Annotated in this window: 18 protein-coding genes; 5 read left to right on the top strand and 13 right to left on the bottom strand. The window is 48.6% G+C overall.

What is annotated here, in order from left to right; translation table 11 throughout:
* Positions 1-196: 196 nt before the first annotated feature.
* A complete protein-coding gene (locus G3M70_09090; protein ID QPJ62019.1) occupies positions 197-1,828 on the top strand; it encodes a DUF11 domain-containing protein in 1,632 nt (543 codons plus the stop codon).
* Between the two features lie 195 nt (positions 1,829-2,023).
* Positions 2,024-3,433, top strand: coding sequence for a tetratricopeptide repeat protein (locus G3M70_09085; GenBank protein QPJ62018.1), 1,410 nt, complete (start codon positions 2,024-2,026; stop codon positions 3,431-3,433).
* Between the two features lie 22 nt (positions 3,434-3,455).
* On the opposite strand, the gene G3M70_09080 is transcribed toward G3M70_09085, so the two are convergent.
* Positions 3,456-4,724 carry a tetratricopeptide repeat protein gene (locus tag G3M70_09080; GenBank protein ID QPJ62017.1) on the bottom strand — a complete coding sequence of 423 codons (1,269 nt, stop codon included), beginning with the start codon at positions 4,722-4,724 and terminating at the stop codon, positions 3,456-3,458.
* A 99-nt stretch (positions 4,725-4,823) separates the two neighbouring features.
* Here G3M70_09080 and G3M70_09075 point away from each other — a divergent pair, with 99 nt between their 5' ends.
* Positions 4,824-6,464 (top strand): methyltransferase domain-containing protein, encoded by a 1,641-nt coding sequence (locus G3M70_09075; GenBank protein QPJ62016.1) that lies wholly within the window; start codon positions 4,824-4,826, stop codon positions 6,462-6,464.
* A gap of 110 nt (positions 6,465-6,574) precedes the next feature.
* Here the strand turns inward: G3M70_09075 and G3M70_09070 are convergent, their stop codons facing one another.
* The 3 genes from G3M70_09070 to uvrC all read right to left on the bottom strand — a co-directional run bounded on the left by G3M70_09070 (position 6,575) and on the right by uvrC (position 10,362).
* Positions 6,575-7,744 (bottom strand): DegT/DnrJ/EryC1/StrS family aminotransferase, encoded by a 1,170-nt coding sequence (locus tag G3M70_09070; GenBank protein ID QPJ62015.1) that lies wholly within the window; start codon positions 7,742-7,744, stop codon positions 6,575-6,577.
* Complete coding sequence (locus tag G3M70_09065) at positions 7,737-8,462, bottom strand: hypothetical protein (GenBank protein ID QPJ62014.1); 726 nt, start codon at positions 8,460-8,462, stop codon at positions 7,737-7,739. The genes G3M70_09070 and G3M70_09065 overlap by 8 nt, the downstream gene beginning before the upstream one ends.
* A 70-nt stretch (positions 8,463-8,532) precedes the next feature.
* Positions 8,533-10,362, bottom strand: a complete 1,830-nt coding sequence (gene uvrC, locus G3M70_09060) for an excinuclease ABC subunit UvrC (protein QPJ62013.1) — start codon at positions 10,360-10,362, stop codon at positions 8,533-8,535.
* A 357-nt stretch (positions 10,363-10,719) separates the two neighbouring features.
* Between uvrC and G3M70_09055 the strand changes: the two genes are divergently transcribed.
* Both G3M70_09055 and G3M70_09050 read left to right on the top strand, forming a co-directional pair.
* A complete protein-coding gene (locus G3M70_09055) occupies positions 10,720-12,072 on the top strand; it encodes a sodium-dependent transporter (protein QPJ62012.1) in 1,353 nt (450 codons plus the stop codon).
* A gap of 58 nt (positions 12,073-12,130) precedes the next feature.
* Positions 12,131-12,463, top strand: coding sequence for a hypothetical protein (locus tag G3M70_09050; GenBank protein QPJ62011.1), 333 nt, complete (start codon positions 12,131-12,133; stop codon positions 12,461-12,463).
* Between the two features lie 314 nt (positions 12,464-12,777).
* Here the strand turns inward: G3M70_09050 and purM are convergent, their stop codons facing one another.
* The 9 genes from purM to G3M70_09005 form a co-directional block, all read right to left on the bottom strand.
* Entirely contained in the window at positions 12,778-13,848 is a 1,071-nt protein-coding gene (purM, locus tag G3M70_09045; GenBank protein ID QPJ62010.1) for a phosphoribosylformylglycinamidine cyclo-ligase, read from the bottom strand.
* 62 nt (positions 13,849-13,910) lie between these two features.
* The gene (locus tag G3M70_09040) at positions 13,911-15,398 is read right to left on the bottom strand and encodes a sodium:solute symporter family protein (protein ID QPJ63769.1); all 1,488 of its coding nucleotides are present in this window, start codon (positions 15,396-15,398) and stop codon (positions 13,911-13,913) included.
* Positions 15,385-15,594, bottom strand: a complete 210-nt coding sequence (locus tag G3M70_09035) for a hypothetical protein (GenBank protein ID QPJ60358.1) — start codon at positions 15,592-15,594, stop codon at positions 15,385-15,387. Before G3M70_09035 ends, G3M70_09040 begins: the two co-directional genes overlap by 14 nt.
* 208 nt (positions 15,595-15,802) lie before the next feature.
* The gene (locus G3M70_09030; protein QPJ62009.1) at positions 15,803-17,224 is read right to left on the bottom strand and encodes a Glu/Leu/Phe/Val dehydrogenase; all 1,422 of its coding nucleotides are present in this window, start codon (positions 17,222-17,224) and stop codon (positions 15,803-15,805) included.
* 169 nt (positions 17,225-17,393) lie between these two features.
* The gene (locus G3M70_09025) at positions 17,394-18,866 is read right to left on the bottom strand and encodes a TrkH family potassium uptake protein (GenBank protein QPJ62008.1); all 1,473 of its coding nucleotides are present in this window, start codon (positions 18,864-18,866) and stop codon (positions 17,394-17,396) included.
* Between the two features lie 3 nt (positions 18,867-18,869).
* Entirely contained in the window at positions 18,870-20,243 is a 1,374-nt protein-coding gene (gene trkA, locus G3M70_09020) for a Trk system potassium transporter TrkA (protein QPJ62007.1), read from the bottom strand.
* Between the two features lie 85 nt (positions 20,244-20,328).
* A complete protein-coding gene (gene hflC / locus G3M70_09015) occupies positions 20,329-21,177 on the bottom strand; it encodes a protease modulator HflC (protein ID QPJ62006.1) in 849 nt (282 codons plus the stop codon).
* Between the two features lie 23 nt (positions 21,178-21,200).
* The gene (gene hflK / locus G3M70_09010) at positions 21,201-22,289 is read right to left on the bottom strand and encodes an FtsH protease activity modulator HflK (GenBank protein ID QPJ62005.1); all 1,089 of its coding nucleotides are present in this window, start codon (positions 22,287-22,289) and stop codon (positions 21,201-21,203) included.
* A gap of 177 nt (positions 22,290-22,466) precedes the next feature.
* Entirely contained in the window at positions 22,467-23,333 is an 867-nt protein-coding gene (locus G3M70_09005) for a hypothetical protein (GenBank protein ID QPJ62004.1), read from the bottom strand.
* Positions 23,334-23,388: the final 55 nt, after the last annotated feature.

The raw sequence follows: 23,388 nt of genomic DNA, 5'->3' as shown, positions 1-23,388 counted from the left end.
AAAAGATATCAACCTAAAAAAATTATTTAAGGCTCGAGATTACTTATAAGCCTTGAAATTTTTATAAGCCTTTATAAATTGATTCTTGCCCTTCCAAACAAAAGACTATCAAACAATTTTCATCGGTTTATGTAGTTCAGGTTACTCCCACGTTATTGATTTAATTTTTTAAATTTGAAAATCTAAGGAGAGATAAATGAGAAACAGAAGCTTAGCCTTGGTGACGATTCTTGCACTGGCCTTAATTGGCTTTGGAGTTCCCATAGGAGCGATTGCGGAGACAGAAGAAGGTTCCCAGACATATCATGGACCCCCATTGCCCCCGAAAACAAAAGGGGACTGCTATTTTCCCCATAGCCCATGCCAGGAAGACTATATTCCGTCTCCGGTGGAATCTGAGCCCAGAGCGGCCTCTTTTGATGGCAATGGTTGGGGAACTCAATCAATCGGCTATAACATTTTCATTGAAAAACACTTTCCAAAACGTGTTTACAGCGGTCAGCCTTATGAATACACCATTGAGGTGACCAACCTTTCAGACGTGGCACTGGAAAACGTGAACATCATTGAGACCTTCCCAAAGAGTTTTAAAGTGCTTTCCACGGATCCTGCCATATACAACACCTCTGGAGAAAAAGTCGCGTGGGCGCTGGGTCAGATGGGGCCAAAAGAAAAACGCATCATCACCGTAAGAGGGATGGCTGAGAACGGAGACTCTGTTCCTTGTTGTACCCAGGCAAACTTCAAACATCCCGACCTGTGTCTCGCTACGGAAGTGGTTGATCCAGGTCTGCTGCTGAACGTGTCTGCACCGCAGGAAGTTTTACGTTGTGATGTGATTCCACTGGAGTTTGTGGTTCAAAACTCCGGACAAACCGATATGAACAATGTTGTGATCCTGCCAAACATTCCAGGAGACACTTCACCAGAAGGCAAGCCTCTTATGTTAAATGCAGGAGACCTTGCACCGGGCGAGAAGAAAACTATCCGCACGGTTGTTGATTCACAAGCAGCAGGTGCCTACACCTTCTCCGGTATCGGTCAGGGAATTCCCGCTATACTCTATGAAGGTGCTGAAGCAAAAAGTACTGTGCAGGTTGATTCTGGTTCCGTTAACGTGAAGGTCCTGAATCCTGAGTTGAAAGTGACGGCCACGACCGGTGGACGTGACAAGCAGATCATCGGACGTACTATTGACTACAACTTTGAAGTGACCAATACTGGAGACGGTAACGCGGATGGTTCGACCCTGGTTGCCACTATTCCGTCCAACGCTTCCTTCAGGTCTGCCAGTGACAACGGCAGCAAATCCGGAAGTTCCGTCAGTTGGGATCTCGGTTCCATTCGCCCGGGCGGTACCCGCAATGTGACCATGACTCTCGTGGCTACTTCTGCCGGTAGCGCAGGTGCCAATGCTTCTGTTGAAGGTGTTTGTGTCAACACCGCCTCTGCCGCAGCCAGCTTGCCTGTTGTCGGTGTACCAGCGCTTCTGCTGGAAGCCATCGACTCCGTGGATCCGCTGGAAATCGGCGATTCCACTCAGTACGAAATCCGTGTCACCAATCAGGGTAACGGACCTGCCACCAACATCCGCCTGACCGGTTCGTTCGAGGACATGCGGTACATCACGTCGCAGGGTCACACTCCGATTGAAAATACGGACAAGTCACTGACTTTCGGTTCATTTTCTCTGGAGCCAAAGCAGACTGTTTCCTGGGTGATTCAACTGGAAGCTGCTGCTGTGGGCGATCAACGTTTCAAGATCATCATGAACAGCGATCAGCTCACACGACCGGTTGAAGAAACCGAGTCAACAACGATCTACTAAACCGCTAGGTTTTATTTAGCGTTTAGAAAAAAAAGGACCTGTCCGGGCTCACCGCCCGGGCAGGTTTTTTTGTTTGATCAAGTTTGAATTTTTGAAAATATAGTATTGGTTATTGCCTAAATGATGCCCTATCCTATTTTTTGCTTCGTGACGCTCAATTTACACTTCTATATTCTTTTTGATCTTAAATTTCCTATGAGCAAATACCTCAACAATATATATCTACCTCAACACCTTGCCAAGGGGTTAACCAGGACCATTGGATTAATCGCATTGATTTTTGGTTTATGGAATTTATTTTCAGCAATTAATTTAATTATAAATGGAAATAAGTTTTATGAATCCCTGGACATGGGGACTATTGATTTATTAAATAAGTTCAATTTTCAGATTCTGGCTGACATTGGATTTATTATTACAGGGTGGGGGCTACTCCGTTTGTTGCCTTGGGCTCGTTATTTCTTTTTTATCTCTATAGTCATCTATTTTGTGCCCTCTCTTTTTTATAGCGCCCTGTTTTACGGCCAAATGATAGCCCTCAAGTATTACCTGCTTCATTTCTTTACATTATTCGGTTTCAGCCTGTTTTTCTCCATACCACAAGTAAAAGAAATGTTCCCATTTAGAAGGCCTATGCGGGACATCACGACTCTATTTTTGGTTATTTTTATATATTGTTTGGGGATCTGGCTATGGATGTTTATTGACTTTAAGATGTATCAATTCAGCCTTGAACACGAACCCAAATTTAAAAAACTGAAAATCCATGAACCCAATGACTTTTCAGAATGGGATATCACTACTTTACCTATTGAATTCTCATTCGAAATCCCAAAAGAGATGAAGGTTTCTTCTGTTGTTAGTTATGGAGAAACACCTTTCAAGGAAAAACTTCAAAAATCTTTGGAGTTTATACATTTAACACCAAAACATGTCTGCAGCATTGGCCTGAAAAATTTTTCATTTATTGAACCCACCTTAAAAACTATGGAATCATTTTTCGAATCTGAAGATAAAGAGTTACTAACCGATATATTGTTCGATGAAAAAATAGGGGTTCAATCCCTAGTGCCTAGAATGAATTTTTCCAGGGGAAAAATCAAAAAACACTTGGTGAACGGTATAGTCGTCTATTCAGGTGAAAATCCAATGGGCAATGACGGAAAAATATCTAAAAATTTTATTCTTTTTCGCCATTCTCGATTTTTAGGTCGACTCTCTATTTATTGTGGGGAACGGATAGTTGCAAATGCTTTAATCAACCAATTTTTTAAAACACTTTCATATCAGGCACCATCCAAAAAATCATCAATAGATTTTTTCCGGGAGGGACAAAGGTTTTTAAAAATCAAAAACTTTGAAAAGGCCGCCCAGGCTTTCGGTTCGGCCCTCTTTCTAGAACCAGAAAATGCAGAATACCATCTGGCATTGGCTGATGCGCTCAGTCGTGTGGACTTATATTTTATTACCGCCAGGATGAGCCTGGACAAAGCGCTGGAGCTTGACCCGAACATAAAGGGTCACGAAAAAATTTCAGAACGGATTCGAATCAAGGGGGAAGAGCACGACCGGAAATTCAAATTGAAACAATCTGAAACAAATTAAACCCTGTCTTTGTGGCGAGCACCTAATGCCTGCTGGGCATGATGAGTTTTTCAAAATCTTCTGAGGTGAGTTGGTACTTCTCATACATTCCCGGGAGCACTTTCACTGTCTGCGTCAATCCCTCCCGGTTTTTCTGTTCCAGAAAAAAATTCTTGGCAAATAAAAGATGCTGGATCGCCCTCTTCCCATCCTTCTTAAGATCATAAAGTAAACCCAATGCAAACTGAGCTTTGGCGTGGGTTGGGTTTAGCCGCACTGCCTCGCGCAATTGATTCAGGCTGTCGAGTGGATCGCCATCTTTCCGGTGCAACTGGTGAATCCGATACAACACCTCGGTCAGGGCATCCTGCACCTGATGGTTGTCCGGAGAAATTTCCAGGGCCTTGCGCAAAGGCTCTTCTGCAGCACGTATACGATTTAACCGGACCCGCGCAACACCCAATTTAAACCAGGCATCGGTCGTCAATTTGGGGCTCATCGAGAGCGCCTTCTCCAGCGATGTCACGGCGTCTTCAAATTTCCCCTGTTTGAAATGGAACTCGCCGAGGTCTTTATGCACCACCGCTGCTTTGGGGTCTACCTGAATCGCCTGGTCAAAAAATTTGAGCGCTTTTTTTGTCTCCCCTTTTTTGGCGTAGGACCTGGCCAGATGATGATACGCATCCACCTTGAGGTTGGGGTCCATTTCCATGGTCGTTTCAAAAAGTTTGATTGCCTTGTTGTACTGGCCCTGTTGATACAAAGTGATTCCCATAGCAAGATGCGCCGGCCCAAAATCCGGAACGAGTTTTACCGCTTCCTTGAAATGCAGGACGGACTCCTCGAAACGTTTTAATTTGCCCGCCGTGATGCAAAGATTGGTCTGTGCCTGTGCCATTTGCCTCACCAGCGCCTGGCTCTCCGGGTTTTTCTGGCGCGCCTCTTCAAGAACTTCGATTGCCTGTTCATCCCGTCCAATATGCATGTAACATTCCGCTATATGAAAAAGTGCTGACGAATGATCCGGTTCAACTGCCAGCACTGCCTTTAAAGACTTGAGCGCTTCACTATAGCGCTCCAGCTTCATCAAGGTTTCCGCCATTTTATAATGCGTGGTCATACCCTCAGGGTTCACTTTCAGCGCATCCTGCATGGCATCCACCTGCCGCCTCAGTTTTTCAGCTTCTTCCGCAGTCAGCGCTTGTTTGGCAACCGCTCCGGTGTTCTTGCCATTATCCTTCCGGGCAGATTTTTCCGGTGCCTCTTTCTCCGTTGAAGAGGCCCAACCTGTCAATTTTTTCCAAAGAGACATGTGCTTCCGGGTAATTGGTGAGGAAATTTGGAATGTTTTGACCTATATTATATAGAAGGTAATACAGAATGCCTACGCTCCCTAAAACGAAAGTTTTCTATGAACGCTCCCATAAACAAGCACAGCCTGCCATTTGCCATTCAGGATTTGATCCGGGCTCTAGAAGAGGAAGAGGACATCAGCCCACGCCTTGCCCAGGAGTTGTTGATTCAGGCGGAATTAAAGGTAGAGGATCTGGAACCCTGGGCAGATTTCGATCACCCCGTGCAAGACAGCTATGGACGGAAACTGGTTTTTGATGGCGGCTATTTTGAAATGATGTGCATGTCCTGGAACCCCGGTGACTGCTCAGGAATCCACGACCACGGTTTCACACAATGGGGGGCGGTTCAGATTTTTGGTCCCGCGGAGCATTCGGTCTTTCTTGTACGAGACGGGGAAATCTCCACCTTGTCCCGCGTCGCTGTAAAACCCGGTACGGTCGTGGCTGTCGGCAATCAACTCGTTCATCAGATGGGCAATCCATCCAACACGCATTTTCTCACTTTTCACCTGTACGGCTGCCACGGTCGCAATCAGGGCATCACCGCCGATGCACGCCTCTATGATCTGGTTAATCAGGAGGTCAGCCGATCCGACGGCGGGGTTTTTTACCTGCTTCCGGAAAACCAGATCAAACGCCGGGAAAAAGCCCCGACTCCGGATTTTTTGACCGGACTGCGTGACCGGGTCGAGATGATCAAACGCCTGGACAAGATCCGGCGATCAGGTGCGGAGTACCCGGATATCGAGGAACAAATTCAGGAACGCCTCCACGAGATGACCTCGCTCGATAACTGGGACCAGTTCGAACACGACCTCAAGGGTCAGGTCGATGAAACGACCGGTCATATGTGCGATATGGGCTACTGGCATCTCCTCAGGCAGGAGTTGATTGCAGCTGCCGCGCTCCAAAAGCGACTGATCATTGAACAGGAGTCGGGAGATCCGTTTTTCACCTATGCCGAGCTATATGACGATGTGGTCGGCCAGCCTTGCCTTGATGAATTCATCGAACCTTACCTGCGTTTTGTTATCCAAAAATACCAGGTGGATCTTTCTCACACGCGACTGTTGTCTATCGGTTGTGGCACGGGTCTGGTTGAAGACTTTATGGTGAAAGAACTCGGCCTCGCCTCTGACCGTCTGCTCGGGATCGACAAATCCGAAGCAATGGTACAGGTGGCCTCGCGTAGAATTACCGCGCGGTCGGAAGACATTCTGGCACTCGAAGGCCAGGAATGGGACATCACGTATTGTGGCCTCAACGTGTTTCAATACCTCACGCCAGAACAATGTGAACAGGCGTTGAAAGTAACCGCAAATATAACGAAACCCGGCGGATTGTTCATCGGAGATTTTATTACCCCCGACCATGTCCGTGTCTATCCGCACGTCATCCATTCCAAGAGCGGGGATGTCATTTCCCTGCGCCACCCTGAACTGGTTGAGCAGGAACATTTTACTTTCCAGCGCAGTGAGATCCTGAATGTGAGCCGCCAAAGTGGAAAGATGCTCATCACCAACGAGGGCAAACACCTGCGCTTTTTACCCCCGGTGTGGCGATTGCGCCAGAAATTCGAAACCGCCTTCCGCGGCACCGTTGATATTTACGACGCGGTTTCCCTGGAACCTCTCGGCCCACAGGCCGACACCTGCCCCTCCACCCGCTACCTCCTCGTCGCCCGAAAAGAGGCATGATGAAGCCGAATTTATTGTGGATATTATTCGAGAGCTCACGACAATGTCTGGGAAAGGCTGGATAAAAATAGGTTCGGTTAGTTTTTCAGGACAATCAGGTGTCCATTCGACTATCGCCGATGCTGCCTGAGGACGGATTGAACGGTGTCGATGACACGGTTGACATCGGCCTCGCTCATGCGAGGATAAAGCGGTAGCGAAACAATCCGATCGGAATAACTCGAAGCCAATGGCAAATCGTCCAGGCTGTAGTCATAGTGGTTTTTAAAATACGGCTGCAGGTGCAGAGCCCGGTAATGCACGGCCATTCCGATACCTCGATCCTGCATCGCGTTTAAAAAGTCGTCGCGGCTGATGGTGAGGGTTTCCAGATTGAGCGCCAGCACATAAATATGCCACGCCGGGTCAGCGTAGTCACGGACTTCCGGTGCTTCCACTTCTTCCATATCGCCAAATGCAGCGGTGTACTGAGCCGCATACCGGGCCCGGATTTCCTGAAACCTGTCGGCTTTTTTCAATTGATGAATCCCCAGGGCGGCGTTGAGGTCGGCCATGTTGTACTTGTATCCGGGCGTCTGTAACTCATAATGCGCAAACCCCTCTTTGCTGTAACGTTTCCAGGCATCCTTGCTGATCCCCTGAAGGCGCAACACCCGTGCCTCTTCTTCCATCGCAGCATCCGGTAATGCCAGCATTCCGCCTTCACCTGTGGTGATGTTCTTGTTCGCATAAAAACTGAATGCTGTGGGGTGACCGTGCCCACCGATTCTTTTCCCGCGGTAGCCGGCACCCACCGCATGCGCTCCATCCTCTATGATGGTCAGCTGATGCCGCTCCGCAATATCCTTTAAGCGGTCGAGATCACAGGCGTGACCGGCAAAATGTACCGGAAGCAAAAAGCGGGTTCGAGGAGTGATCTTTTCTTCAATCTTTTCCGGGTCCAGATTCATCGTTCCCGGCTCGATGTCAGCAAACACCGGTTTCAGCCCGAGATGCAGGGCGGGGTTGACCGTCGCAGGAAACGTCATGGGTGACGTGATAACTTCATCGCCTCTTTCAAACTGTTGTGTCGCAAACGCGAGGTGCAGTGCCGCCGTGCAGGAACTGACTGCCACGGCGTACCCGCAACCGGTATAATCCCGGAAATCTTCTTCAAATTTTTTCGTTTTGGGGCCGGTAGTCAACCAACCGGATTTAAGAGTATCGACCACTTCGTTGATTTCATCTTCTTCAAACCAACTACGATGAAATGGAATAAAATCGGATTGTGAATCATTCATTTTCGTCCTCTATCGTCTCGAGTTTTGCTGGATCAAATCCTATCCATTCAATCTTATCCAGTTCATCCATTTTTTTTGGGGAGAACAGGACAGGAATCACACTTCCACTGAACGAGATGCGGTGGACCATTAGCGCGACCACCCATTTGCCATCGACTTTTTCCCAGTAATCGAAATGGTCCCGCGTGTGGGGAAGAACTATGTCCATCCGAAATAAATGGGGTGGCAATCGCTCCTGGACATCGAGTTTCACATCCACACGGGCATAGCGACCATCAGGGCTCAGCCAAATACGATCATATCGGTGCTGATCAATTTTTACCCAGGGATTGGGGATGATTCGGTACTTGCGGGAAGTCGGGAAACCCAACGGATCTCGGGGGGTAGCAACCACATCCCTGGGAGGAGGCAATACAGCAAGCCCACCGGCTTTACGGGATTTCAATAAGTCGACTGTGTCGAAACCCGCTAATCCATCCCGGTTGATAAACAATTCCCGCGTGACCCGCTTTTTCAAATCCGGGTGCTGATGGCTATAGATCTCATCCCACCGGCTATGAACCCTGGCCTCCATATATTTTTTTTCTATTTTGAATAATTCCCAGGCATCGTGGACATTTGGAAGAATCCGGGTATCTCCTGCCAACCCTTTTAAGGGGGCTAGAGCTATACCCGTCGCCAGAACCAGCAGTTTTATAGGAATAGAAAATTTTCGCATAACGTTATTCTTTTCGGATTTTCAGGCCAAAAGGTTGAGCCTGTCCCGCTATCCACCTAACTGTATGATATCAAATATTTTTTGCGATTTTTGAAGCCAAAGGACCGGGGATGCCAGGAGCTTTGGCGATTTCTTCCTCAGTCGCCTGTTTGATGGCCTCCAGACTTCCAAAATGCTTGAGCAAGGCCAGTCGGCGCTTTTTACCAACACCCGGTATCGACTCCAGAGGGGAGGCCAGGCTGCTTTTGCCCCGCAGCTTGCGGTGAAATTCGATGGCAAAGCGGTGGGATTCATCTCGAACCCGCTGCAGAAGAAAACGGGAGGGGGAATTATCCTTGAACCAGGCTGGCTGATCGCGTCCCGGTAAAAACACTTCATCGGTTTCGACATCGCGTCGAAACTTACCTTTTGCGATGCAGGCCAGATCGACCCGGTGTTCGATATCCAGCGCCTCCAGAACCTTGAATGCGGTATTGAGATGTCCTTTGCCCCCATCGATCAGAACTAGATCCGGTAAGGGCAGTTCTTCATCAATGAGACGCATATAGCGTCGGGTCAACACCTCACTTAACATCGCGTAGTCGTCTATCCCTTCCACCGTTTTTATTTTGAAACGGCGGTATTCATTTTTCTCAGGTCGGGCGTGTTCGAAACGCACCATGGAACCAACGGCCTGTTGCCCCATCGTATTGGAAATATCGAAGCCCTCGATCACGCGAGGGAAATTACGCAAGCCCAGGGTTTCCTGCAATTCCTCAAGACTTCGAGTGGCCACGTCCCCTTTGTCCAGTTCCGCCCGAACGGCAAACCGGGCGTTTTCCTCCGCCATACGCACCAGGTCTCTTTTTTGTCCACGAACCGGAGTTTCAACATGCACACGGTTGCCACGCTTATCCGTAAGCCACTGTTCGATAAGATCCGCATCCGCGACAACAGTCGATAACAGGATCTCCTGAGGAATCATGGGTTCTTCCAGATAATACTGTTTTAAAAAAGAGCCGATGGTTTCGGCATCGGCCTCGTCGGCGTTTTGCATCTTGAATGATTTCTCGGCGACCATTTTTCCGTTGCGGATGATGAGCACCTGAACCACGGCTAATCCCCGATCCCGGTGACAGGCGATCACATCCTGATTAACCAGGGAAGTGGAAATGATTTTCTGTTTATCGAGAACTGTTTTAACCGCTTCGATCTTGTCGCGGAAAACACCTGCCTCCTCATATCGCATTTCATCCGAAGCCTGGTTCATCTTTTCTTTTAGTCGGTCAATGAGATCGTTATTTTTTCCTTTCAAAAACCGAGACACTTCTTCAACAACTTTCTGATAATCCGGCGGGGCCACTTCCCCGGCACAGGGGGCCAGACAACGTCCCATCTGGAAATTCAGGCAGGGTCTTCGTTTGGGAGTGCCATCCAGAGGATCAGAACTTTGTCTTAAGGGAAATATTTTATATATCAGGCGGATGGTTTCACGGACCTCCCGCACCATGGTGTAAGGTCCAAAATAGGTTGCCCCATCCTTCTTCACACGTCGCACCACCTCCAATCTTGGATACGTTTCCTGGGTTGTCAGGCGCAGGTACGGATAGTGCTTGTCGTCCTTGAGCAATACGTTGTATCGCGGCTGATGCTTCTTGATAAAATTGCTTTCAAGAATCAGCGCTTCCTGCTCGGTCTTGGTGGTGAGAAAACGGATATCCTCGATCTTCGGCACCAGTATCCGCGTACGTGGCGCAAGATGCACCGATTTCTGAAAATAGGAACGTACGCGGTTGTACAATACCTTGGCCTTGCCTATGTAGAGAATTTCTCCCTTTCCCCCTTTCATTATGTAAATACCGGGAAGCTTGGGAGCCTGCTCCAGCAACTCGTTTATTTTTTTGTCGCGTGCCTTGGTCATTAGAATATTTTCAGATTCCTGTTTATTTAAGCACCTTGGTTAATCTCCGAAGAAACAAGCTTTCACCAATTATAGCCCAGCCCGCCTCTTCCAAAACGAGACCATTGCATAACCCCGGAATTAAAATCGAATGCGAGGTTCTTTGCGGAGCCTGTCCTGAGCGAAGCCGAAGGGCTCAGAATGGGGTGCTGTTGTCTTAATATGTCACACTGAGCCCGTCGAAGTGGGGCATCCTTATTGTCATCGTGCAAAGAACACCTACGCAAAGCTCTCTTTTAAAACAGGGCACACCAGCGTATTGCCAACTAAGGGAAACCCTCTTGCCCGAATCCATCATCCTCTTTATACTATCGCACCATGAAAGTTGATTCTGGAAACAATCGCGGATTGTGGGGCACCCGGCTGGGATTTATTCTGGCGGCCTCGGGTTCTGCTGTGGGCCTGGGCAATGTATGGAAGTTTCCCTACATCACAGGACAAAATGGTGGTGGGGCTTTCGTCATCATCTATCTGCTTTGTATCGTTGTAGTCGGACTCCCCATTATGCTGGCGGAGTTCACCATCGGCCGCCGTACAGGACTCAACCCTGTCGGCGCATTCCGGAAACTCGCGCCTAATACTCCCTGGGTCATAATCGGATTCATGGGCGTACTGGCTGGATTTCTTATCCTGTCCTTTTATGCCGTCGTCGGAGGCTGGACCCTGGCCTACGTCACCAAATCGCTTACCGGCAATGTTTCCTTCTTCTCATCTTCAGAAGCTTCAGGAAAGTTTTTTGGAAATTTTATTTCCGACACCCCCATGGTCCTCCTTTATCACACGATCTTCATGGGGATCACCATGGCCATCGTGATCCGAGGCATCCGGGGTGGCATTGAAAAAGCCTGCGACATCCTGATGCCCACTCTGGTGTTCATGCTGGTGGTTCTGATGATACGGTCGCTCACGCTTGACGGTGCCATGGAAGGAGTTAAATTTTATCTCACTCCTGACTTCAGCAAGATCAACGGATCAGTCATTCTCATGGCCATGGGACAGGCTTTTTTCTCCCTGAGTCTTGGCATGGGTTGCCTCATCACCTACGCAAGTTACCTGCCGCCGGAAGAAAACCTCACTTCTGCAACAGTGTATGTCGTCTTGTTCGACACCTTCATCGCACTGTTGATGGGGATGGTGATTTTCCCAGCGGTGTTCGCTGTGGGTATGCAGCCCACCGAAGGTCCCAGCCTGGTATTCACGGTATTGCCCACCGTGTTTGCTCAAATGCCCATGGGTGGCATTGTCGCCATTGGATTTTTCAGCCTGCTGGCCATTGCTGCCCTGACCTCGGCTATTTCCCTTCTGGAAGCCGTTGTCGCGTTCTTCATCGATCAGTTTGGCTGGAAACGGAAAAACGCGGTGGTGACTTTGGGAATAATTATTTACCTGTTCGGCATTCCATCAGGGCTGTCATTCGGACTGTGGAATGACGTCACTTTTTTTGGAAAAACATTTTTCGATGTAGTCGACAACATCGCTTCAAATTATCTGTTGCCGCTGGGTGGGTTGCTCACAGCCATTTTCGTCGGCTGGTGGTGGGGCACTGACAAGGCGCATCAGGAAATCGAAAGACACGAAACCAAATTCCATTGGGCCAGAGCCTGGGAGTTTTTGATCAAATACGTAAGCCCCATCGCAGTATTGTTCGTTTTCCTGGGTAGGTTTTTCTGATTTTCCTCTCAATTGTCCTGTATTGATTTGTAGATTCGATTCCCGATACAATAGGAGTATGACTAAACACCTGATACTCCTTTTGATATTACTTGGATTGCCCAATATCGGCTGGGCCAGCACAGGTGATTCCTGTTCCCCACCTTACGAACCATCTAACGTGATTGAAGCCACACTGCGTTATTCAGAAGCTATGGACTATATAGCCGAGGCTTCGAATACATGTAGCCAACAATTCGCCGATCAGTTTATTGAAATCTACCGGGAATCATGGCTGATATCGGATGGATGCCTGAAAGTAACAATTGAGGATGTGGAAGCAGCGCTGGAAAGAAGAATCAAGGAGAACGCGCAAACTAAAAAAGGTCGCTCCGAGAAAACTTCCATATAGATTCAACAGCTATCCATGCTTGGCAAATTTCATCATATTTTTAGTACCCCTATTTTTCGAATTCTTTTAAAAACTTTTGCGTTTTTTCCAGCGACCCTTCGTACATATCCTTGTGATTTTTTGAATCTCTAAAGTAATAATCATATTCTTTAATGATTAATCGGGGGAAGGCAGATGCGCCTGGACATCCATCCGATTGTGGAGAATTCGCACAATCAGCAAAAAGTTTTTCCGCATTGTTTTTAGAAATATATCAATTTGAAGGGAAAGGAGGAGTCTGGAACAATCTCGCCTTAATCAGATCCGGGCAGGTTTCAGGCCTTTATGCGTTTCAAGTTTTTCTGAGGTACCACAACCGATTTGCCTTCGCCTGATTCGATTCGACCAATGATTTGGGCAGAATGGTCAAAGGTTGCGCAGGTATTGATCACGACTTGGGCGGCGTCTTCGTCATCCACGACCACTACGAAGCCGGTTCCCATATTAAAAACATCGTACATCTCGTCATCGCTTATCCCGCCGCGTTCCTGAATCAACTGGAACACAGGCAAGGGTTCGGGAAGTTTATCGAGGACAAACTGGATTCCATCGGCGCTGACCCGGTTGAGGTTGCTCAAGCCGCCCCCGGTGATATTCACCATGGCGCGAACCTTCACGTCGGTCTTCCACAACGCAAGCATATCCTGCACATAAATATAAGTAGGAACAAGCAACTCATCGCCCAATGTTTTGCCCAATGAGCTTTCCATTTTTCCAACGTTCTTTTTCTGCTCTTCAAGTGATTCACCCAGCAGCACCCGTCGCGCCAATGTGAGTCCATTAGAATGAACCCCGCTGGAAGCTATCCCTACAACGACCTGTCCAGGCTTTACATCCTGACCGGTATTCACGGCATCAAGTTGCACCAGCCCAACAGCGCTCCCGATAAGGTCGATTCCTTTTACAATTTCTTTAACCTGGGAAATTTCACCGCCGGAAATACTCACCCTGCCCTGTCGTGCCCCCTCTTTCAACCCGATAGCCAGCTCTTCAAAAATACGGGGGTCGGTGTGTGAGCATGCAACATAGTCGACCATGCTGACCGGCACCGCGCCGAGGCAGATCAGGTCATTAACATTCATGGCGATACAGTCGATACCGAGTGTGTCGTAACGATCAACCAGTTCGGCAACGATCACTTTTGTTCCAACGCCATCGGTACAAAAGGCAAGACCCTGCCCTCCACCAATATCGATCACGTTGGCAAAGTATCCAAGGTCAAGCGCAACCGGGAAATCCTTATTGAAATCCCTTGTAGCCGGGATGTGACGCTTGATCGCATCGAGTGCCGTTTCAGCACCTTTGTTGCTGACGCCGCTTTGTTCGTATTGGGAAGAGTCGGTCATGCTTTCAAAATTTGCAGGGGTTATATACCAAAATAAAATTGGAAGGGACGCAGTGTACCATTTTAGTGGGGGATGTTGGAATTTTTTAAAAACAGCGAACCCGCCGTGCAAACCAACAGATTCAGGGCCAGCCCCCATATCCCCGAGTGGAATCCCCACAGCGTACTATAACCTGCCACGATCAGGCTTAGAGAGGTCACAACACCGGCAATAAGACCAAAAAGAACAGCACGGGAATTTAAATTCTGCAGGTGCACCCCCAGGAAGAAAGCCGGTACACACTGAATGAGCAGATCGAACTTAATTTTTAACAACTGAATGAGCGTTCCTTCATATGTCAATGCCAATAGAACAATGGGAACCATCATCACCACCGTGACCCAGCGACCCAGCCGGGTCAGCTGTTGCTGGCTGGCATCGGGATTTATAAACCGACCATAAACATCACGGGTCACCATGGAACTGATCGAAAGCAAGGCTGAATCGGCGGTAGACATCACAGCTGCCAGAATCGCGGCAAACAAAATCACCACCAGCCAGTATCCAAACGCCGAGGCCTGCATGACCTCAAAGCACAATTGGGTCAGCGCCGTCTCCGACGGCACCGTATTGGACGACAAACCTGCGCCAAGGTTCGGGTGATGCGCTGCCATCAACACTCCAACTGTCACAGCGATCAATGCGGTGATGAGGGGCATGAAGCCCATCAAGGCCAGTGACCGGCGCAGGGTGTCCGAATTTCCCGCCGCGTACAAACGTTGAATCGCCTGCGGGTAAATCGAGCCGCCCAGTCCCACCATCAGGATAAAGCTGAGCCAGGTGCGGGTACCTTCCGCATCTGGTGCAAGTACCTTGGGACGCGTGTCCGGGTTTTCAGCCAACGTTTTGATTGCAGAAGGCAGATCGCCAAGATGCTGAAATGCCATGAAAAGCAATAAACAGAAACCTGTCATCAAAATGCCGCCCTGCAAAACATCGGTCCACGCTACACTGCGCATACCCCCCAGGGATTCGTAAACCAGCATGATGAGTGCGAGACCAATCACACCCACCCACATCGGTACGCGGCCCTGGGAAATGCCCTCGAATGCAGTGCCGAGGGTTTTCATCTGCGCCAGGGTGAAATTGCAAAGGACGTAAATCATAATGAGGGTGACGGCGATGCGCAGGGCCGGACTTTGAAACCGCTGTTCGATGTAATCGCCGGGGGTGATGAATTCGTGTGCGCGGCTTTGCTTATACAGTTTCGGAGCCAGCAGTAAATAGGCCAGCACGATGGCTGTCATGAACGGCACACATACCAGAAAACCCAGACCCTGTCGGTACGCCGCACCAGAAAAACCGAAGAGGGTGTTGCCGCTGTATTGGGTTGCGTAGAGGGTGAGAAACAATACCGCAAGGCCCATGCTGCGTCCGCCCAGATAAAAATCGCCGAGGCTTTCCTCGCGCCGACTGCGATAGGCCACTGCGCCGATGACGAGCAGTCCGCAAAGGTAAAGAGCGACCACCCAAAGAGCACCGGGGCCGAACGGCAGCTCAGTCAACGGGATCGGTTCCTTCCAGCTCGCGCCAGCGGAAAAGCGCGGCCCAGGCGATCCAGCAGGAAGTCGCTGCACAGCCCAGTACGCAGAGCACTGCCCACGCGGGCAGGCCGAACCACAACCCCTCTACCGGCCAGATGGGGAGCATCAAAATCAAGCCGATGAAGGTACCTGTAAATATTTTTAAATTGGCAAAAGTTTTCAAAAGCCAGCCTGTTAAAATCAAGCTTAGAGTATATCGTCAGTTTGCTTTTTCAGGAAGGAATAGGGAAACATCTTTGGTTTAGCATTCAAAAAACGGAGCACTTTAAGGCCCATTAAAATTTATAAAAAAAACAACGCCCCCTCCACCCGTTTTGGTGAGGGAGCACATTGTCCAAATAGAATGAAGATAAATGAATTTTCCAAAAGTGTTACGGATACACACCCATTTCCTGATAACTAATGGCGATCTTCTCAATCGACAACGCCATTGCCGCGATGCGGTATGAGTGCACCTTGTCGTTCGACCAGTAAATTTCGCGCACACTCTGAAACGCTTCGCGCATGGAATCGTCCAGTCCGGACCGCACCAGTTCCAGCTCGCTGGCTCCCTGTTGAAGTTTTAACTTGAGATCATCCGGAACCTTTCCTCCGGATTTTTCGATTGCCTCCAGCAACAGGGCGTTTTGCCCTTCCTCCCACCGTCGTGTCATCCGACCAAACCGGATATGCGACAGGTTCTTGATCCATTCAAAATAGGACACCACCACACCACCGGCGTTCAGGTAAATATCGGGAATCATCACCACACCCATATCGCGCAGGATCATTTCTGCATCGAAGGTGACAGGGCCGTTCGCCGCCTCGGCAATCAGTTTTGCTTTGATGTGAGTCGCATTATGAGCATTGATCACACCTTCCATGGCTGCAGGAATCAGGATGTCACATTCCTGCTCCAATACCCTGGAGCCATCCTCGACAAATGTCCCCTGAGAATAACCTCTTAATCCTCCAATATTTAATTTGTACTGCGCCACATGCTCAATGTCGAATCCCTCAGGATTCAAGATCGCTCCATCCCATTCGACGATACCGATAATTTTGGCGCCATCTTCTTCCTGCAAAATCTTTGCGGTATGGAAACCAACATTTCCCAGCCCTTGCACGATCACTCGTTTGCCTTCCAGGCTGCCTTCCATCCGCGCTTCTTTAACATCTTCCGAGTGGCGGAAAAATTCGCGTAAGCCAAACACCACTCCCCGACCAGTCGCTTCGGTCCTGCCGCGGATTCCCCCCTGCGATACCGGTTTCCCGGTAACACAACCCAGGTGATTCACATCTCCTGTTTTTTGAGCTGCATAGGTACTGGCAATCCACGCCATTTCCCGCGCTCCGGTACCCATATCCGGTGCGGGGACATTGATTGCAGGATTGATATAGTCTTTGCGGATCAATTCAAACGCAAACCTGCGAGTGATTTTCTCCATCGCCTCTTCGTCATAGTCTTTTGGATTGACCACCAGCCCGCCCTTGGAACCACCGAAGGGAACATTGACCAGCGCGCACTTATAAGACATCAGAGCTGCCAGCGCCTCGACTTCATCCTGGTTGACCATGGGTGAAAACCGGATACCTCCCTTGGCCGGCAACCGGTGGTCGCTATGAACAGCCCGCCATCCGATGAAGCTCTCCACTTTGCCATTTATCTTGACTGGAAAACGTACCTGATAAACATTATTCACACCCTTAATGTAATATCCCAATCCCTCAGGGATATCGAGCGTGGATGCCGCAATATCAAAAGTCAGATTGACGTTTTCTCGAAAACTCTTTTCTTCATGTGCAGCCGACATAACAATCTCCCATAAAAATTACCCTCACGTATAATCTAAGGGAAAAAATCAAAAATCCCTACTGTTTTATGGTGCTCTACGGAAGGCGGCCAGGAAACTTTTTTTAAGTATCTGATTTTCACTTTTCCTGAATTGGAAAAAACTCAGGAGTCAAAAGGAAGGAAGAAAGCTATTTTCTCCAGGTAACCGGAAAGAACAGCAACATGATCCCGAAGATTTCGAGGCGGCCCATCAGCATCCACAGGGTCAACATCCATTTGCCTATTACCGGCATTTCGGCGTAGTTCGCCACCGGTCCCACGCTTCCCAAACCCGGACCAATATTGAACAAGGTTGCAATGGAGGCCGAAACCGCACTGGTCAAATCCACTCCGATAAAAGTCAGACAAAGTGAACTGAAGGTGGCGATGCCGATGAACAACCCTGATAGCGCAACCACATTCATAACGTGGTCAGGGTCGAGGGTTTTTCCTGCGACCTTGATAGGAATGACCGCGCGCGGGTGGATCAGTTTCTGGAATTCGCGCATGATAACCTTGAACAAAATGATGATACGGATCGCCTTGAATGAACCACTGGTCGACCCGGCGCATCCCCCGACCATCATGATGATCAGCAAAAATAATTTCAAATACCCCGGCCACATGTTGAAATCGTGGGTCGCATACCCGGTGGTTGTGTTGATGGACACCACATTAAAGGATGCATATCGGAGCGACTGCCCGATTCCGTACTCAGGGAAGTGGGCATTCAGCCCTACTGTTGCGAATAAAACACCTGCCACCAACAGCCCGAGGTAGAAACGCAATTCCGGATTGCTAAACACCACCTGGAAATTCCCATGCAGGAGATGATAGTGCAGGGCGAAGTTAATCCCACCCAGCACCATAAATATCAGGATGATCGTTTCAAAGTACAGGTTATCGAAATGCGCCACACTGGCCGTGTGGGGGCTGAACCCACCAGTGGCTACTGTCGAAAAGGAATGACACAACGCGTCAAAACCACTCATCCCGCCGATCATCAGCAGGACCATTTCCGCAAGCGTTAAGACTACGTAGGTTTTCCACAATACTTTTGCTGTCTCCGCAAGTCTTGGCAACATGCGCTCAACAGTCGATCCGCCAGGAATTTCCGCTTTAAACAAATGGAAGCTGCCGATTCCCAGGGCGGGAAAAATAGCAAGGGACAAGAGGATGATTCCCATCCCTCCCATCCACTGCATGAGATTGCGCCAGAACAGAATCCCGTGAGGCAAGGGGTCGATAGCCTTCAGGACAGATGCCCCGGTAGTGGTGAAACCACTCATCGACTCAAAATAGGCGTCCACAAACTGAGGGCAGGCACCGGTTAAATATAGAGGGAGTGCACCAAAAAATACGATGGTGACCCAGGCAAAACCCACGATGGCAAAACCTTCACGGTCCCGCAAGTGGTCAATACCTGATGGGAACATCTTCCACATGAAAACACCGCAGGCCCCGGACAGGAAGGAAGCGAGGCCGAACGCTGTCGTCTCGCCCATATGGTCCGGGATTGCCGGGTCATCATATATAAGAGAGACTGCGATTGGCAGGATCAGGATGACTGCCAGCAGGATAAGAAGGATGCCAACTACATTTAGGATGGCGCGGATGTTCATCGGCTACGTAAAGAACGTCCTCTTTGCGAAAATTTTTTCAATTTTTTCAATACTGTCCGGGAGGGTGATGACAATGACCGTATCCCCCTTTTCAATGGTGGTTGCACCATTCGGTACCACCATTTCTCCATCGCGCAGAATCGCTCCCAGCCGGGCATGATCGGGTAATTTTAATTTACTGGTTTTTTTTCCGAGCACTGACGATTCTTCCGTCGGGATTATTTCGATGACTTCCGCTTCTCCTTCAATCAGTTTATACACCGAAGAAACCTGCCCACGTCGCAGGTGTTTCAGTAAAGCACTGACCGTGATCAGGCGCGGGTTGATGGTGATATCCATACCAATGGAATCTAGAATCGGCAGGTAATCGGGATCCTGAGTGAGCACCACATTGCGTTTCGCGCCATGTCGTTTGGCCAGGAGGGCCGCCAGAATATTGTCTTCATCATCGCTTGATAAAGATAAAAACAGATCAGCCTCCTGAATGTTGATATCGTTCAAAAGATCCGGATCAGTTCCGCTACCATGCAACACCACCGCCTTGCTCAGTCTGTCTGCAGCCGTATTGGCCATATCCAGATCGGGTTCTATGAGAGACACATCGGGAATAAACTTTTCCAGCGCTTCCGCAAGCTGGATGGCCAACCGGTTGGCACTGAAGATTACCACTTTCTGGATTTCGTCCACTTGCCGGTTAAGCATTGGCAACACCAGCGGCAACATTTCCTTATCCACAAGGATGAAGATTTTGTCCCCAACATTGATCATGTCACTTGGGACCGGCAGAATCATTTCACCCTCATGCACAATCGCGACAATCTGAAAACAGTTGAACTCGGCCACCGCTGTGATCTCTTCCAGCGTCTTGCCCGCGAGTGGGGCATTTTCCGGAACATCAAAGCCACGGAGTAAAATTTCCCCGTTGCCAAAGTCTGCAACGTTATTGGCACCAGGAGTTTTAATGATTTTAGTGATCGAATCGATGATGATTTCGCCCGGGTTGATGGCCTGATCAACGTACAACTCTTCCGGGGTAAAAATCCGGCTTTCGTTAGTAAACTCCATGTGGCGTAAGCGCGCAAGTCGCTGGGGCACGTTAAACTTATGGCTGAGAAAGCAGACCATCAGATTAACTTCATCTTTTTCGGTAACAGCGATTACAATGTCGGCCTGTTTGATTCGAGCTTTCATGAGGACGCTGGGCAGGCAGGCATTTCCGTGGATTGCCAGAGCGTCAAGCTTCTCAGAGATCAGTTTGATTTTCTTTTTGTCCCGATCGATGATGGCAATATCATGACCTTCCTGCGATAACTCCTGGGCCAGATTAAAACCAACAATACCCGCTCCAACGATAACCACATTCCTGGCATCACTCATAGAGTGACCTCAGCCGGTGGAGGTTGGTCGGGTTCCGGGTCGGGCTCTTGAACTTTAGGGGAATGGGGACTTGGGACGTCCATGATCAATGATCTTTGTTTAAAAACTCCAGGAAGTCGCTTTTCTCGGACAATAAAATAGTCGTATCCGATTTGAACGAATTCTTGTAAGCCTGCATTGACCGGATAAAAGAATAAAATTCCGGATCCTGATTGAAAGCGTCTGCGTAAATCTTTGTTGCGCGTCCGTCTCCTTCACCGCGAATTTTCTGCTCTTCTTTGTAGGCCTGAGCGAGGAGAATAACTTTTTCCTTGTCCGTGGTCGCACGGATCTTGGTAGCCTCTTCATTTCCTTCTGACCGGTACTCGCGCGCGATACGCTGGCGCTCTGTACGCATACGATCAAAAACCGAGTCAGCAATCTTGCCCGGCAGGTCGGCACGCTTGATGCGGACATCGATGACCTCAATTCCCATTTCCGTCACTTTTTGAGCCGATTCTTTTGCAACCTTTTCCATTATTTCTTCGCGCGTCTTGGTCACAACGTCGATCAGGTCGTGGTTACTGAGTTCCACCCGAAGTTCGGAATTAATGATATCGTCCAACCTCGAAGCGGCACTATTAATAGTGCGCACGGTTTTCAGAAATTTCAACGGATCAACAATTCGCCACATGGAGTAATTGTCGATCTGTAAATTTTTCTTGTCGAGGGTAATCAACTCGGCAGGCTCGGCATCACTCACCAGGAGTTGTTTTGGGAAATAGGTAACATCCTGGATAAGGGGTTTTTTAAAGTACAGACCGGGCTCACTGATTGTTTTCTCAAAAGCACCCAATTCAAGGACAATGGCATGCTGCTTCATGTCGACGGTGAACATGGACCCGTAAAGAACAAGCCCGACAATTGCTAGAAATATTAACTTTCCAGGTTTCATTCAGATGAGCCTTTCATGAAGTTTCATTTTCTACCCTGGGTTCCGGTGAGGGAATCGTTCAGGCTGTTGTTTAGAGGGAGAATAGGCAGTACCCCGCCGCCTTTTTCCGGAACCACAAACTTGTTCACGTTCGGGAATACTTCTTCCATGGTTTCAAGATAGATTCGTTTCCGGGTGATTTCCGGTGCCTTTTTATATTCCTGATACTGCTGGAGAAAACGGGAAACATCACCCTCTGCTTTCTTGATCACTTCCTGATTATATGCCTCGGCCTTTCGCACAACCTGCGCCGCCTTACCCCTTGCCTCCGGGATAATTGCGTTTCGGTAACCTTCCGCTTCATGAATCATCCGCTCTTTGTCTTCCTTGGCACTGGTCACATCGTTAAATGCCGCGACAACCTGGGCTGGCGGATCTACATCCTTGAGCTGGGTTTGAGTGATTTCTATTCCAGCGTTATAGGTATCGAGAAGATCCTGCATACTTTTTTTAAGCTGGATCTGGATGTCAGTACGGCCGGTGGTCAAAACATTATCAATAATATGTTGGCCGATAATACCGCGCAAGGTGGTTTCCGCAGCGTTATGCACCGCCTTCGTTGGTTCGTGTACATTGAAAAGGAAGTTTTTTGCGTCGTTAATTTTCCATTGCACAACCAGATCAATATCGACAATATTCTGGTCTCCGGTGAGCATTAAGGATTCGTTCGGAAAATCTTTAATTTGACCGGATCGGGTTTTCCTGAATCCAATTTCCGTTACACGCACCCTATCAACATTTGGCGTATAAACATGCTCAATAGGCGAAGGCAGCTTTAAGTGAGGACCGGGTTGCGCGCTACGAACATATTTACCAAACCGCACCACCACACCTTCCTCACCCTGCTCGACAAAGTACGCCACGCTGGGCAGTATCCAGAGAGCTAAAAGGAAAAGAATAACAAACGTTACCGAGGAGCCTTTCAGCTTTGGCACCTTAAACTGGGGGATTTCAAACTGGGGCCCTCCCCCAGTGCCGCCTCCACCTCCGCCTGATCCACCACCGGGCGGGTTTCCGCGCGGATTGCGCGGGGGTTCCTGATTATTTGGATCGTGTAAATCGTCCCAGGCCATATTTGTTTTCAGTGTCCTGTCCTTTCGTTATTAATTAAAAGCCTTCAATGGTAGAAAAAAACCATTTGAAGGTCATTTATAGGCTGATAATAATTTAAAATTTCTTGGCGAAATCACTGGCGAAAATCACCCATGGATAACCTGCCATTTAATAATTACTTTAATTTTAACACGTTTTTACTTTTTAGATATGACACCTGTTTCGTTCATCACCGAATCTGCCTCCGCTTCACTCATGCCTTTAAACTGGAACGTCATGAAAAAGGCAAGGCCAACTATAGATTCTCCATCCATCAGGCTTTCCGGGGAATTCGGGTCATACAAGTGTTCATAAATGGGGTTTTCCACCGAGGTATAAAACAACTCAAGATCTTTCTGATCGATTTTTTGTCCCTGAAGGATCTTCATGGATGAAGGTTCAAGGTGAAACTCTTCATTGGCCTTTTGAACGGCGTCCTGAAGGGAAGTGCCGGCATCCTGCTCTGTCTTGAGAAACTTTTCGATCTCACGGTTGCGCTTCATGAATATGTAATGCACATATTGGGAAGGAAGCCCGATAAAAAAATCAAGATCATGAAAAAACAGGGTAACCCAGTCGTCAAAATCGACTTCGTTATCTTCGGTAATACCGTACTCCCTGGCTTTTTCGGGAGATTCGCGAAGTGTACGGTTATAAAACTTCACAAATCGCTCAAGAGCATCGTACACAACACTAAGGTAAAAGCCGTTCATCTTGTACCAGTTGTTGGTGGCATTGTGAGCGTTGATCAGTTTTCTCAACATGAGGGTTAACTCATCATGGTCACTGAACCGGTGTGCACTAGGAAAAGCCTGTTGAATGTAGGGTTCCAGTTTGGACGCATCGCCACGAAAATCGTTGATGCTTTTTTCCAGATATGATTTTGCGTGCTCAAGAGCATGATAAATCAGTCGTTCATGGTTCAGTTTGCGATAGTTTTCCATGAACTGCTGAAATTTAGCATTCTTTTCTTCTTCCGGGTGCGTGTATTCACGGTCAGTGATGTCTTTTGAAAAAGCGAGCATGGATTCAATTACCGGGATAAATGATTGGAATAACGCATTGTGACCGAAAAAGGGT

The sequence above is a fragment of the Candidatus Nitronauta litoralis genome, assembly GCA_015698285.1.
GTDB classification, from domain to species: domain Bacteria; phylum Nitrospinota; class Nitrospinia; order Nitrospinales; family Nitrospinaceae; genus Nitronauta; species Nitronauta litoralis.
The sequence above is the reverse complement of the archived record's forward strand: the minus strand, read 5'-3'. Positions and strand labels throughout refer to the sequence as shown.

Bases quoted from the DNA above. Each gene is read 5' to 3' on its own strand.
- G3M70_09090 (QPJ62019.1), top strand. From the start codon at position 197: ATGAGAAACAGAAGCTTAGCCTTGGTGACGATTCTTGCACTGGCCTTA.
- G3M70_09085 (QPJ62018.1), top strand. From the start codon at position 2,024: ATGAGCAAATACCTCAACAATATATATCTACCTCAACACCTTGCCAAG.
- G3M70_09080 (QPJ62017.1), bottom strand. From the start codon at position 4,724: ATGTCTCTTTGGAAAAAATTGACAGGTTGGGCCTCTTCAACGGAGAAA.
- G3M70_09075 (QPJ62016.1), top strand. From the start codon at position 4,824: ATGAACGCTCCCATAAACAAGCACAGCCTGCCATTTGCCATTCAGGAT.
- G3M70_09070 (QPJ62015.1), bottom strand. From the start codon at position 7,744: ATGAATGATTCACAATCCGATTTTATTCCATTTCATCGTAGTTGGTTT.
- G3M70_09065 (QPJ62014.1), bottom strand. From the start codon at position 8,462: ATGCGAAAATTTTCTATTCCTATAAAACTGCTGGTTCTGGCGACGGGT.
- uvrC (QPJ62013.1), bottom strand. From the start codon at position 10,362: ATGACCAAGGCACGCGACAAAAAAATAAACGAGTTGCTGGAGCAGGCT.
- G3M70_09055 (QPJ62012.1), top strand. From the start codon at position 10,720: ATGAAAGTTGATTCTGGAAACAATCGCGGATTGTGGGGCACCCGGCTG.
- G3M70_09050 (QPJ62011.1), top strand. From the start codon at position 12,131: ATGACTAAACACCTGATACTCCTTTTGATATTACTTGGATTGCCCAAT.
- purM (QPJ62010.1), bottom strand. From the start codon at position 13,848: ATGACCGACTCTTCCCAATACGAACAAAGCGGCGTCAGCAACAAAGGT.
- G3M70_09030 (QPJ62009.1), bottom strand. From the start codon at position 17,224: ATGTCGGCTGCACATGAAGAAAAGAGTTTTCGAGAAAACGTCAATCTG.
- G3M70_09025 (QPJ62008.1), bottom strand. From the start codon at position 18,866: ATGAACATCCGCGCCATCCTAAATGTAGTTGGCATCCTTCTTATCCTG.
- trkA (QPJ62007.1), bottom strand. From the start codon at position 20,243: ATGAGTGATGCCAGGAATGTGGTTATCGTTGGAGCGGGTATTGTTGGT.
- hflC (QPJ62006.1), bottom strand. From the start codon at position 21,177: ATGAAACCTGGAAAGTTAATATTTCTAGCAATTGTCGGGCTTGTTCTT.
- hflK (QPJ62005.1), bottom strand. From the start codon at position 22,289: ATGGCCTGGGACGATTTACACGATCCAAATAATCAGGAACCCCCGCGC.
- G3M70_09005 (QPJ62004.1), bottom strand. From the start codon at position 23,333: ATGCTCGCTTTTTCAAAAGACATCACTGACCGTGAATACACGCACCCG.